The 12132-nt window shown below is 68.1% G+C and carries 10 protein-coding genes; 8 read left to right on the forward strand and 2 right to left on the reverse strand.

Annotated elements, in window-relative coordinates; translation table 11 throughout:
* Positions 1–139: 139 nt before the first annotated feature.
* Entirely contained in the window at positions 140–1252 is a 1113-nt protein-coding gene (locus AC1KAT_RS10005) for an aromatic ring-hydroxylating oxygenase subunit alpha (protein ID WP_480325351.1), read from the reverse strand.
* A gap of 300 nt (positions 1253–1552) precedes the next feature.
* Here AC1KAT_RS10005 and xseB point away from each other — a divergent pair, with 300 nt between their 5' ends.
* The 8 genes from xseB (at position 1553) to sorU (ending at position 9239) form a co-directional block, all read left to right on the forward strand.
* Positions 1553–1804 (forward strand): exodeoxyribonuclease VII small subunit, encoded by a 252-nt coding sequence (gene xseB / locus AC1KAT_RS10010; protein WP_480325353.1) that lies wholly within the window; start codon positions 1553–1555, stop codon positions 1802–1804.
* On the forward strand, positions 1801–2703 hold the full coding sequence (locus AC1KAT_RS10015) for a polyprenyl synthetase family protein (RefSeq protein ID WP_480325355.1): 903 nt from the start codon (positions 1801–1803) through the stop codon (positions 2701–2703). The genes xseB and AC1KAT_RS10015 overlap by 4 nt, the downstream gene beginning before the upstream one ends.
* Positions 2704–2715: 12 nt before the next feature.
* A complete protein-coding gene (gene dxs / locus AC1KAT_RS10020) occupies positions 2716–4602 on the forward strand; it encodes a 1-deoxy-D-xylulose-5-phosphate synthase (protein WP_480325357.1) in 1887 nt (628 codons plus the stop codon).
* Between the two features lie 166 nt (positions 4603–4768).
* Complete coding sequence (gene folE2 / locus AC1KAT_RS10025; RefSeq protein ID WP_480326535.1) at positions 4769–5563, forward strand: GTP cyclohydrolase FolE2; 795 nt, start codon at positions 4769–4771, stop codon at positions 5561–5563.
* A 73-nt stretch (positions 5564–5636) separates the two neighbouring features.
* Positions 5637–6893 carry a lipoprotein-releasing ABC transporter permease subunit gene (locus AC1KAT_RS10030; protein ID WP_480325359.1) on the forward strand — a complete coding sequence of 419 codons (1257 nt, stop codon included), beginning with the start codon at positions 5637–5639 and terminating at the stop codon, positions 6891–6893.
* Positions 6886–7581, forward strand: a complete 696-nt coding sequence (locus AC1KAT_RS10035) for an ABC transporter ATP-binding protein (protein WP_480325361.1) — start codon at positions 6886–6888, stop codon at positions 7579–7581. Before AC1KAT_RS10030 ends, AC1KAT_RS10035 begins: the two co-directional genes overlap by 8 nt.
* 117 nt (positions 7582–7698) lie before the next feature.
* Entirely contained in the window at positions 7699–8898 is a 1200-nt protein-coding gene (gene sorT / locus AC1KAT_RS10040) for a SorT family sulfite dehydrogenase catalytic subunit (RefSeq protein ID WP_480325364.1), read from the forward strand.
* Positions 8895–9239 (forward strand): SorU family sulfite dehydrogenase c-type cytochrome subunit, encoded by a 345-nt coding sequence (gene sorU, locus AC1KAT_RS10045; protein ID WP_480325366.1) that lies wholly within the window; start codon positions 8895–8897, stop codon positions 9237–9239. The genes sorT and sorU overlap by 4 nt, the downstream gene beginning before the upstream one ends.
* A gap of 22 nt (positions 9240–9261) precedes the next feature.
* Here the strand turns inward: sorU and polA are convergent, their stop codons facing one another.
* Positions 9262–12066 carry a DNA polymerase I gene (gene polA, locus AC1KAT_RS10050; RefSeq protein WP_480325368.1) on the reverse strand — a complete coding sequence of 935 codons (2805 nt, stop codon included), beginning with the start codon at positions 12064–12066 and terminating at the stop codon, positions 9262–9264.
* Positions 12067–12132: the final 66 nt, after the last annotated feature.

Genomic DNA, 12132 nt, shown 5'->3' on the forward strand with positions numbered 1-12132 from the left:
GCGCGACTGCGCTCGGCACGGGCTGAGGGGGCAGCCGCCGTCGCGAGCGGCCCCAGGTTGGGCCGAGCCACGCTGCCGTACGGGCGTACGGCAAGCGGCACAGGCTCAAGATCGCGGCGCGCAGCAGGCGGAGGCCCCTTCAGCCGCGGAAGTTGAGGGTGCGGCGATACCACCCGTGGAAGTGCTCCATGCCGTCTTCCATCGGCGACTGGTACGGCCCGACCTCGTTGTCGCCGCGCTCCATCAGCGCGCGGCGCCCCGCATCCATGCGCAGGGCGATCTCGTCGTCCTCGACGCAGGTTTCCATGTAGGCGGCCTGCTGGGCTTCGACGAACTCGCGCTCGAACGCGACGATCTCTTCAGGGTAGAAGAACTCGACCACGTTCATCGTCTTCTGCGGGCCCTTGGGGTACAGCGTCGAGATGACGAGCACGTGCGGGTACCACTCGACCATGATGTGCGGGTAGTACGTGAGCCAGATCGCACCTTGCGCGGGCGGTTTGCCGCCGGTGTACTTGAGCACCGCGTCCTGCCAGCGACGGTAAGCCGGGGAGCCGGCTTTCTCGAGCCCCTTGTGCGTGCCGACGGTCTGCACCGAGTGGTGCTTGCCGAATTCCCAGCGCAGGTCGGAGCAGGTGACGAACTGGCCGAGGCCGGGGTGGAAGGGCCCGACGTGGTAATCCTCAAGGTAGACCTCGATGAAGGTCTTCCAGTTGTAGTCGCATTCGTGCATGTGCACTTTGTCGAGCACATAGCCGGCGAAGTCGAGTTCGGCGCGGGGACCGATGCGTGACAGCTCGGCCGCAACGTCGCGGCCGTTGTCCTCGAACACCATGCCGTTCCACTGGCGCACCTTGTAGTTGTTCAGGTGCAGGCAGGGGTCGTTCTTGAAGTGCGGCGCGCCGATCAGTTGGCCCTGCAGGTCGTAGGTCCAGCGGTGCAGCGGGCACACGATGTTGCTGCCGGCGTGGCCACGCCCTTGCAGCATCACCGCCTGACGATGGCGGCACACGTTCGAGATCAGCTCGATGCCCTGGGCGGTGCGCACCAACGCGCGGCCCTCCCCTTCTTGGGGCAAGGCGTAGAAATCGCCCACTTCCGGAATCGCCAGCTCGTGCCCCAGGTAGCGGGGCCCATGCTGGAAGATCAGCTCCATCTCGCGGCGATGGAGGTCGTCGTCGAAGTAGGCGTGGACGGGGAGTTGCGAGCGGTTGCGCTCTAGAGCTTCGAGGGTGAGGCTCAGGTCAGACATGATCCCGAGGATTCCTATACCGATATGAACCCGCCACCCGCAGCAGCTTGGGAGCCGCTTCCCTCGGGAGAAAGCGGCAAAGGCAGGCCGCTACCCCTTGCGGGAAACATCGGGTGGGATGTTTTCGCCCTGCACGGTGCAGTCTTGACGGCGAAGGCGGGATTGTAGCCGCCAGGGGATGCGCCTCGACACCGACCTTGCGACCTTCTGCCCTATTTCCCGCATCCGCCGGCCTCGCGCGGCGGGGTGGCTGGGGCGCCACTTGGCCGCTGACTACAATCCGCCTTTTGCCCGAGCGCCATGGCCAAAGCCTCTTCTGCTGCGACCCCTGCTGCGAGTCCCGCCCTGCCGGCGACCTATGAAGAGGCGCTCGGCGAACTGGAGCGCCTGGTCGCATCGATGGAAGGCGGCCAGATGCCCCTGGAAGGTCTGCTCGAGGGCTACAAGCGAGGAGCCGATTTGCTGAGCTTTTGCCGATCACGGCTGCAAGCCGTCGAAACGCAAGTCAAGCTGCTGGAAGACGGCCAACTCAAGCCCTGGACAGACGCATGAACCAACGCACCGACCCCAGCGAATTCGAGGCCTGGGCGCGTACCGAACTCGACAACGTCGAGTCCGCCCTGTCGGCCTGGGTGCCGGGTGAGGCGCCGGCCGGCCTGGGCGAGGCCATGCGCTACGGCGTGCTCGACGGCGGCAAGCGCCTGCGCCCGCTGCTGGTGCTGGCCGCAGCGCACTGCGTCGACGGCCAGCGCGAGGCCGCGTTGCGGGCGGCCTGCGCGGTGGAACTGATCCACGCCTACTCGCTGATCCACGACGACATGCCCTGCATGGACAACGACGTGCTGCGCCGGGGCAAACCGACCGTGCACGTGCAGTTCGGCGAAGCGCAGGCCATGCTGGCCGGCGACGCGATGCAGGCCCTGGCCTTCGAGGTGCTGACGCCCGAGGGCGACGCGGTCGCCCCGGCCCTGCAAGCGCGCTTGTGCAGCCTGCTCGCGCGATCGGCTGGGCACGGCGGCATGGCCGGTGGGCAGGCCATTGATCTGGCCAGCGTCGGCCTGTCGCTCGACGAACGCGCGCTGCGTGACATGCACCGCCGCAAGACCGGCGCCCTGCTGCGTGCCAGCGTCTTGATGGGCGCCGCCTGCGGCAACACCACCGAGGCGGCCTGGCAGGCGCTGGCGGACTACGGCGAGGCCATCGGCCTGGCCTTCCAAGTGGTCGATGACATCCTCGACGTGACCCAGGCGTCCGAAACCCTCGGCAAGACCGCCGGCAAGGACCTCGACAACAACAAGCCCACCTTCGTGAGCATCCTCGGCCTCGACGAAGCCCGGGCGCAAGCCGAAGCCCTGCGCCAGGCCGCCCACGCAGCGCTTGCGCGCAGCGGCCTGAACGACACCGCGCGGCTGCAATCGCTGGCCGACAAGGTCGTGGAACGAGAAAGTTAGGACGCAGACGCCATGAACAAACACCCGCTGCTGCAAACCATCGACAGTCCGGCCGACCTGCGCCAGCTCTCGCGCCACGACCTCAAGCAGCTCGCCGACGAGCTGCGCGACTACGTGCTGCAAAGCGTCTCGCAGACCGGGGGCCACCTGTCGTCGAACCTCGGCACGGTCGAGCTGACGATCGCGCTGCACCACGTTTTCAACACCCCCACCGACCGCATCGTTTGGGACGTGGGCCACCAGACCTATCCGCACAAGATCTTGACCGGCCGGCGCGAGCGCATGGCGTCGTTGCGGCAGCTCGGCGGGCTGTCGGGCTTCCCGAAGCGCGACGAAAGCGAGTACGACACCTTCGGCACCGCGCACTCGTCCACCTCGATCTCGGCCGCACTCGGCATGGCGCTGGCCGCCAAGCTCAAGGGCGAAGAGCGCCGCTGCGTGGCCGTGATCGGCGACGGCGCGATGACCGCCGGCATGGCCTTCGAGGCGCTCAACAACGGCGGTGTGTCGAACGCCAACCTGCTGGTGGTGTTGAACGACAACGACATGTCGATCTCGCCCCCGGTCGGCGCCCTGAACCGCTACCTGGCGCGCCTGCTGAGCGGCAAGTTCTACGCTGCCGCGCGCGACACCGCCAAGCAGGTGCTGAAGAACGCACCGCCGCTGTTCGAGCTGGCGCGTCGCCTCGAAGAACACGCCAAGGGCATGGTCGTGCCGGGCACCATCTTCGAAGAGTTCGGCTTCACCTACTTCGGCCCCATCGACGGCCACGACCTCGACTCGCTGATCCCGACGCTCGAAAACCTGCGCGACAAGACCGGCCCGCTGTTCCTGCACGTGGTCACGAAGAAGGGCTACGGCTACAAGCTGGCCGAGGCCGACCCGATCGCGTACCACGGGCCCAGCAAGTTCAACCCGGTCGAAGGCATCAAGAAGCCGGCGACGCCGCCCAAGACCACCTTCACCCAGGTCTTCGGCCAATGGCTGTGCGACATGGCCGAGGCCGACCCGCGACTGATCGGCATCACCCCGGCCATGCGCGAAGGCTCGGGCATGGTCGAGTTCGAACAGCGCTTCCCGGCGCGCTACCACGACGTGGGCATCGCCGAGCAGCACGCGGTCACCTTCGCCGCCGGCATGGCCTGCGAAGGGCTGAAGCCGGTGGTCGCCATTTACTCGACCTTCTTGCAGCGCGCCTACGACCAACTGATCCACGACGTGGCGCTGCAGAACCTGCCGGTGGTGTTCGCGCTCGACCGCGCGGGGCTAGTCGGCGCCGACGGCCCGACGCACGCCGGCGCGTACGACATCGCCTTCGTGCGCTGCATTCCGAACATGAGCCTGCTGGCCCCCGCCGACGAGCGCGAGTGCCGCCAATTGCTGACCACCGCCTTCCAACAGAACCACCCGGTCGCCGTGCGCTACCCGCGCGGCGCAGGCGCCGGGGTGGCCACCGAGCCATCGCTCAACGCGCTGCCCTGGGGCAAGGGCGAGGTGCGCCGCAACGGCGAGCGCACGGCCATCCTGGCCTTCGGCACGATGCTGTACCCGGCACTGCATGCCGGCGAGACGCTCAACGCGACGGTGGCCAACATGCGTTTCATCAAGCCACTCGACACCGAACTGGTGCTCGAGCTGGCCCGCACCCACGACGCGCTGGTGACCCTTGAAGAAGGCTGCATCCGGGGTGGTGCTGGCAGCGCGGTGCTCGAATGCCTGCAAGCCGCCGGCGTGCAGACGCCGGTGCTGCAATTGGGCCTGCCCGACGAGTACGTCGAGCACGGCGACCCCGCCAAGCTGCTGAGCCTGTGCGGGCTCGACGCGGCAGGCATCGAGCAGTCCATCCTCAAGCGCTTCGGCGCGCGGCCCACCCTGCTGCGCCCGGCCGCCAACAACTGAGCGGGCGGCCCCGAAGCGCGGACGATTGATTGTTTTGAACGAGGGCGTCAGAACGTTCGATGCCACGGCCGCGGGAATGCTGTCATCCTTGCGGCCTTGATGTTTGTGAAGGCCCCTGCGGCCCGGCCCGCCTGCTGCGCGGACCGAGAGGTTCCCGATGAATCACATGACCCATTTGAAAGACGTGCTGCACATCCCCGACACGCAAAGCGAGCGTGACGAACGGCACCTGGCCATCCAGCGCGTGGGGGTGAAAGACGTGCGCTACCCGATGCAGGTGCGCATCGGCAAGACGGTGCAGCCCACCATTGGCGTGTGGGACATGGACGTCGCCCTGCCCGCCGAGCAAAAAGGCACGCACATGTCGCGCTTCGTGGCCTGGCTCGACGGCATGACCGAGCCGCTCGACGCCGCCGCGCTGCGCACCCAGTTCGACGCCATGCTCGAAAAGCTGCACGCCACCGAAGGCCGGGTCGAATCGCGCTTCACCTTCTTCATCCGCAAGCGTGCGCCGGTGTCGGGCCTGGAAAGCCTGCTCGACTACCAGGGCGCGTGGATCGCCGAAGCCCGCGCCGGCACCAAGGCCGTGTGGGCGCAGGTGGTGGTGCCGGTGAAGTCGCTGTGCCCGTGCTCGAAAGAAATCTCGGACTACGGCGCGCACAACCAGCGCTCGCACGTGACCATCCGCGCCGAGCTGCTGCAAGACATCCCGTGGACCGAACTCGTGCGCTACGCTGAAGAGTCGGCCTCGTGCGAGATCTGGCCGATGCTCAAGCGCGCCGACGAAAAGTGGGTGACCGAGCGCGCCTACGAGAACCCCAAGTTCGTCGAAGACCTGGTGCGCGACGTCGCGCTGCGGCTCAACGCCGATGCCCGCATCGGGCGCTACACGGTGGACGTCGAGAACTTCGAGTCGATCCACAACCACAGCGCGTTTGCCCGCATCGAGCGCAGTTCATGAGCCCCACAGTCGCTTCGCTCTTCGGATCGCTTGCTTCGCTCGCTCTGCCCTTCGCGGCACCCCGGGTGAAGCGTTGAGTCTTCCCTACGAACTGCAGATCGGCTGGCGCTACACCACGGCCGGTCGCGTGGGCCGTCGCAACGGCTTCATCTCGTTCATCTCGGGCGTGTCGATGCTCGGCATCGCGCTCGGCGTGGCGGCGCTGATCATCGTGCTGTCGGTGATGAACGGCTTTCAGAAAGAAGTGCGCGACCGCATGCTGTCGGTGATCGCGCACGTCGAGATCGGCAACGCCTTCGGCGGCGCGCTGGCCGACTGGCAAGCCACCGCGAATGCCGCCAGGCGGCACCCGCAGGTGATCGGCGCAGCCCCATTCATCGCCACGCAGGCGCTGATCGCGCGGGGCGACGACATGCGCGGCGCCATGGTGCGCGGCATCTCGCCGCCCGACGAAGCCACCGTCACCGACCTTGCGCGCGACCTGCGCGACACCACGCTCGCACAACTGAAGCCGGGCGGCTGGGGCATCGTGCTGGGGGGTGAGCTGGCCCGCACGCTGGGCGTGCGCATCGGCGACAGCGTGACGCTCGTCGCGCCCGGCGGCCAGATAACGCCCGCCGGCATCGTGCCGCGCCTGAAGCAGCTCACGGTCGTCGGCACCTTCGACTCGGGCCACTTCGAGTACGACAGCACGCTCGCCTTGATGCACCTCGACGACGCGGCCCGGCTCTTTCGCGTCGAAGGCCCGACCGGCGTGCAGCTGCGCCTGAAAGACCTGCACGAGGCGCGGCAGGTGGGCGCCGAGCTGTCGGTGCAACTGGGCAGCGAGTTTGTGGTGGGCGACTGGACGCGCACCAACCGCAACTGGTTCGCCGCGGTGCAGCTCGAAAAGCGGTTGATGTTCATCATCCTCACGCTGATCGTCGCGGTGGCCGCGTTCAACCTCGTCTCCACGCTCGTGATGACGGTGACCGACAAGCGCGCCGACATCGCCATCTTGCGCACCCTGGGCGCGAGCCCACGCTCGATCATGGGGATCTTCATGGTGCAAGGGGCGACCTCGGGCGTGATCGGCACGCTCAGCGGGGTGGGACTCGGCCTCTTGATCGCCTGCAACATCGACGTGATCGTGCCAGCCATCGAGCGGGCGCTGAACACGAGCTTCCTGCCGGGCAGCATCTACCTCATCAACCGCATGCCGAGCGACCCGCAGGCGGGCGACATCTTGCCGATCACGCTGATCTCGCTGCTGCTGTCGTTCGTCGCCACCATCTACCCGGCGTGGCGCGCGAGCCGCGTGCAACCTGCCGAGGCCCTTCGCTATGAATGACGTGGCGACAAACGACGTGCCGGTGATCGTGGCGCGCGGCCTGCACAAGCGCTTCAAAGAAGGCGGGCTCGACGTGCACGTGCTGCAAGGCGTGGACCTCGACGTGCGCCGTGGCGAAACGGTCGCCATCGTCGGCGCCTCGGGCTCGGGCAAGAGCACGCTCTTGCACCTGCTGGGCGGGCTCGAAGCGCCGTCGCAGGGCACCGTGCAACTGGCCGGCCACGACCTCGCGCGCCTGAGCCCCGGCCCGCAGGGGGAGTGGCGCAACCGGCAGCTCGGCTTCGTCTACCAGTTTCATCACCTGCTGCCCGAGTTCAGCGCGCTCGACAACGTGGCGATGCCGCTGCGCATCCGCCGCGTACCGACCGCCCAGGCCCGGGCCCAGGCGCAGGCCGTGCTGACCCAAGTCGGCTTGGCCGAGCGCGTGCTGCACCGGCCCGCGCAGTTGTCGGGCGGCGAACGCCAGCGGGTCGCCATCGCCCGCGCCCTCGCGGGTCAGCCCGCCTGCGTGCTGGCCGACGAGCCCACCGGCAACCTCGACCGCGGCACAGCCGATGCGGTGTTCGCGCTGATGCTCGGACTGGCACGCCAGCAGGGCATGGCCTTCGTGATGGTCACCCACGACGAGACGCTGGCCGCGAAGTGCGACCGTGTGCTGCGCCTCACGCTGGGTCGCTTGAGCGGCTGAGGCCGCGCGCTCCACTCGTCGCCGAAAACGCGCCATTCGGCGACGTACGGGATACCACGCACAGCCGCGTCATGCGGTTTTCGTATGCTGGCGTTTTTCCCTACTCGGAGATGTGCGATGTCGAACGAACTCCCGTCGCTGCGGCGCCGTCACCTGCTGGCCGGCAGCGCTGGCGCCATGGCCGCAGCGGGCCTTGCGACCTGGAGCCAGACAGCGTCGGCGCAAGCCAAGCCCCTGCCCGCCTACGCGGCCTGGAAAGACGCCAACAGCCTGATCCAGCACAGCAGCAGCACGCTCGAAACCAAGCGCGCGGCGTTCGGCACCGGCATCATCACGCCGGCCGAGCAGTTGTACATCCGCAACAACCTGCCGGCACCCGACGCGTCGATCCTGAATGACCGCAACGCCTGGCAGGTTTCGATCGAGGGCGTGGGCAAGCCCGCCACGCTGACACTGGCGCAACTCAAGACGCTCGGCGTCGAGACGGTGGCGACGGTGCTGCAGTGCTCGGGCAACGGTCGCGGCTTCTTCCCGCACAAGCCGAGCGGCACGCCGTGGACGGTGGGCGCAGCCGGCTGCGTGCTGTGGAGCGGCGTGCCGCTGAAGGCCGTCGCCGAAGCGCTGGGCGGTGTCTCGAAGGGCATGCTTTACATCACTGGCACCGGGGGCGAAAAGCTGCCCGAGGGCGTCGATCCGAAGAGCGTGATGGTCGAGCGCTCGGTGCCGCTGAAGGCGCTCGAGAACGCCATCCTCGCCTGGGAAATGAACGGTGCCCCGCTGTCGCTGGCCCACGGCGGCCCGCTGCGCTTGGTCGTGCCGGGCTACTCGGGTGTGAACAACATCAAGTACGTGAAGCGCCTCGCCTTCACGGCGACCGAGTCCGACGCGAAGATCATGTCGCACGGCTACCGGGTCACGCCGCTCGGTGGCAAGGCCGACTCGAGCCAGGCCTCGGTGCTCGAGATGGACGTCAAGTCGTGGGTCAACAGCCCGCTGCCCGACGCGGGCCCGCTGGCCGGCGGCCCGACGGTGATCCACGGCGTGGCCTTCGGGGGCGGCGCGCCCGTCAAGGGCGTCGAGGTGTCGATCGACGGCGGCAAGACCTGGCAAGCCGCACGCCTCGTCGGCCCCGACCTCGGCCGCTTCGCGTGGCGCCAGTTCGCGCTGACCGTGACGCTGCCCAAGGGCACGCACACGATCACCAGCCGTGCGACCGACACGGCCGGCAACGTGCAGCCGAAGGACCGCCCCGAGAACCAGGCCGGCTACAACAACAACAGCTGGGCCGACCATGCGGTGACGGTCACCGTCGCATGACGATGGCCCGCCGCGCCGCTGCGGGCCTCGGCCTCGCAGCGGTGCTGTGCAACTCTCCGGCCTGGGCGCAGACCGCGCCTCCGAGCGCGGCGCAGATGACGCTGGGCAAGTCGCTCTTCCTCAAGGGTGCAACGCCCCCTTGTGCCGTTTGCCACACGCTGAAAGACGCCGGCAGCGAAGGCGCCGTCGGCCCGGTGCTGGACGAGATCAAGCCCGACGCCGAACGGGTGGTCCAGGCCCTGCGAAACGGCGTAGGCGCCATGCCCTCGTTCAAAGACACGCTGACCGAAGCGCAGATTCAGGCGATCGCGCGCTACGTGTCGACCGTCGCGGGGCGCTGAAGCCCCACCGACGGCCGGGCGCTCAGTGCGCCTGGTCCCAGTTGGGGCCCACACCCACCTCAGCCAGCAGCGGCACGCTCAGTTGCGCCACGCCGGCCATCAGGCGCGGCACCTCGCTGCGCGCCCATTCGAGTTCGACCTCGGGCACTTCGAGCACCAGTTCGTCGTGCACTTGCATGATGAGCAGCGACTTCAGGCCTTGCTCATCGAGCGTCTTCTGCACGGCGATCATCGCCAGCTTGATGAGGTCGGCCGCCGTGCCCTGCATCGGCGCGTTGATGGCCTGGCGCTCGGCGCCGCTGCGGCGCGGGCCGTTGCCACCGTTGATGTCGGGCAGGTAGATGCGGCGCCCGAACAGCGTCTCGACGTAGCCGCGCTCTTTCGCCGCGGCGCGCGTTTCGTCCATGTAGCGCTTCACGCCCGGGTAGCGCGTGAAATAGCGTTCGATGTAGTTGGCCGCCGCGTTGCGCTCGATGCCCAGCGCCGACGCCAGGCCGAACGCGCCCATGCCGTAGATCAGGCCGAAGTTGATGGTCTTGGCATAACGGCGCTGCTCGCTCGTGACCTCGGCCACGCCGATGCCGAAGACCTCGGCGGCGGTCGCGCGGTGCACGTCCAACCCTTCGGCGAAGGCACGGGTCAGGTTCTCGTCGCCGCTGATGTGCGCCATCAGGCGAAGCTCGATCTGCGAGTAGTCGGCGCTGACGATCTGGTGCCCGGGCGGCGCGATGAAGGCCTCGCGCACACGCCGGCCTTCAGCGGTGCGGATGGGGATGTTCTGCAGGTTCGGGTCGTTGCTCGACAGGCGGCCAGTCACCGCCACCGCCTGCGCGTAGTTGGTGTGCACACGGCCGGTGTCGGGGTTGACCATCAGCGGCAGCTTGTCGGTGTAGGTGCCCTTGAGCTTGGCGAGGCTGCGGTTCTCGAGGATCTTCGCCGGCAGCGGAAAGTCTTCGGCCAGCTTCACCAGCACCTCTTCATCGGTGCTGGGCGAGCCGCTGGCGGTCTTCTTGACCACCGGCAGGCCGAGCTTACCGAAAAGAATCTCGCCGATCTGCTTGGGCGAGCCCAGGTTGAACGGCTGCCCGGCGAGTTCATGCGCCTCGCGTTCGAGTTGCAGCATGCGTTCGCCGAGCTGCTGGCTTTGCGCGGCCAGCACGCTGGCGTCGATCAGCACGCCGTTGCGCTCGATGCGTTGCAGCACCGGGCTCACCGGCATCTCGATGTCTTCGTAGATGCGGCGCAGGCCGGGCTCGGCCTCGACCTGCGGCCACAGCACGTTGTGCACGTGCAGGGTCATCTCGCTGTCTTCGCCCGAGTACTGGGCGGCACGTTCGACATCGACCTGCGCGAACGGGATCTGGTTCGCGCCCTTGCCGCAGACGTCTTCGTAGCTCAGGCCGCTGCGGTTCAAGTGGCGCTGGCCCAGGCTTTCGAGGCTGTGCGGGCGATGCGCTTCGAGCACGTAGCTCTGCAGCATGGTGTCGTGGCGGTAGCCCCGCACGGCGATGCCATGGTTGGCGAGCACCTGCAGGTCGTACTTGATGTTCTGGCCGACCTTGGCCGCCGCGTCGTCTTCGAGCCATGGCTTGAGCCTGGCGATCACCGCGTCGAAGGGCAGTTGCTCGGGTGCGCCGGCGTAGTTATGCGCCATCGGCACGTAGGCGCCCACGCCGGCCTCGACGCTGAACGAGATGCCGACGATGCGCGCGCGCATCGGGTCGAGCGAGGTGGTCTCGGTGTCGAGGGCGGCGAGCGGCGCCGCACGCAGGCGCTCGACCCAGGCGTCGAGCGCCTCCATCGTCAGCACGGTCTCGTAACGGCCTTGCACGGCCGAGGCATCAACCGCCGCCACCGGCTCGGCAAAAAGGTCGCCCGAGCTGCCCAACGGCGTCCCTTGAGGCACGGCCACCGCGCCGCTCTTCAACGAGTTTTCGAGGTCGCGCTTGAGCGTCTTGAAGCCGTAGCGCGTGTAGAAGTCGAGCAGGCCCTGCGTGTCGATGGGTCGCAGGCTCAAAGCCTCGAACTGCGGCCAGCTCAGCACGTGGTCGCTCAGGTCGCAGTCGGTGACCACGGTGACGAGCCGCCGGCCCTGTGGCAGCCAGTCGAGCGCCTTGCGCAGGTTCTCGCCAGCCACGCCCTTGATCGTCGCAGCCGCGGCGATCACACCGTCGAGCGAGCCGTGCTCGGCGATCCACTTCGCGGCGGTCTTGGGGCCGACCTTCTCGACGCCGGGCACGTTGTCCACGGTGTCGCCGATCAGGGCGAGGTAATCGATGATGCGCTCAGGCGGCACCCCGAACTTGGCGAGCACCGAAACGGGGTCGAGGCGCTCGTTGCTCATGGTGTTGACCAGCGTGACGCGGTCGGTCACGAGCTGGGCCATGTCCTTGTCACCGGTCGAGATGACCACCGGGTGGCCAGCCTTGGCGGCTGCGCAGGCCAGCGTGCCGATGGCGTCGTCGGCCTCGATGCCCGGCACCATCAGCACCGGCCAGCCCAGCAGCTTGACGACCTCGTGGATGGGCTCGATCTGCAGCGCCAGGTCCTCGGGCATGGGCGCGCGGTTGGCCTTGTACTCGGGGTACCACTCGTCGCGGAAGGTGGGGCCTTTCGCGTCGAACACGCAGGCGCCGTGGCGCGAGGGGTACTCGTCGCGCAGCCGCTTCATCATCGCCACCACGCCGTGCAGCGCACCGGTGGGAAAGCCGTCCGGGCTGCGCAGATCAGGCAGTGCGTGGTAGGCGCGGTAAAGGTAGCTGGAGCCATCCACCAGCAGCAAGGTGTCGGGGTCGTGGGCGGTCGGGGCGGGGCTGGCGGTGTTCATGGCGCGGATTGTCAGCCAAGCCCCCCAGATGTCCCCACTCGGCGGGGATGCCCCGCCCCGCACGCG

The sequence above is a fragment of the Piscinibacter sp. PDB5-1 genome (genome assembly GCF_056676035.1).

Coding starts and splice junctions, on each gene's coding strand:
- AC1KAT_RS10005 (WP_480325351.1), bottom strand. CDS start 1,252: ATGTCTGACCTGAGCCTCACCCTCGAAGCTCTAGAGCGCAACCGCTCG.
- xseB (WP_480325353.1), top strand. CDS start 1,553: ATGGCCAAAGCCTCTTCTGCTGCGACCCCTGCTGCGAGTCCCGCCCTG.
- AC1KAT_RS10015 (WP_480325355.1), top strand. CDS start 1,801: ATGAACCAACGCACCGACCCCAGCGAATTCGAGGCCTGGGCGCGTACC.
- dxs (WP_480325357.1), top strand. CDS start 2,716: ATGAACAAACACCCGCTGCTGCAAACCATCGACAGTCCGGCCGACCTG.
- folE2 (WP_480326535.1), top strand. CDS start 4,769: ATGACCCATTTGAAAGACGTGCTGCACATCCCCGACACGCAAAGCGAG.
- AC1KAT_RS10035 (WP_480325361.1), top strand. CDS start 6,886: ATGAATGACGTGGCGACAAACGACGTGCCGGTGATCGTGGCGCGCGGC.
- sorT (WP_480325364.1), top strand. CDS start 7,699: ATGTCGAACGAACTCCCGTCGCTGCGGCGCCGTCACCTGCTGGCCGGC.
- sorU (WP_480325366.1), top strand. CDS start 8,895: ATGACGATGGCCCGCCGCGCCGCTGCGGGCCTCGGCCTCGCAGCGGTG.
- polA (WP_480325368.1), bottom strand. CDS start 12,066: ATGAACACCGCCAGCCCCGCCCCGACCGCCCACGACCCCGACACCTTG.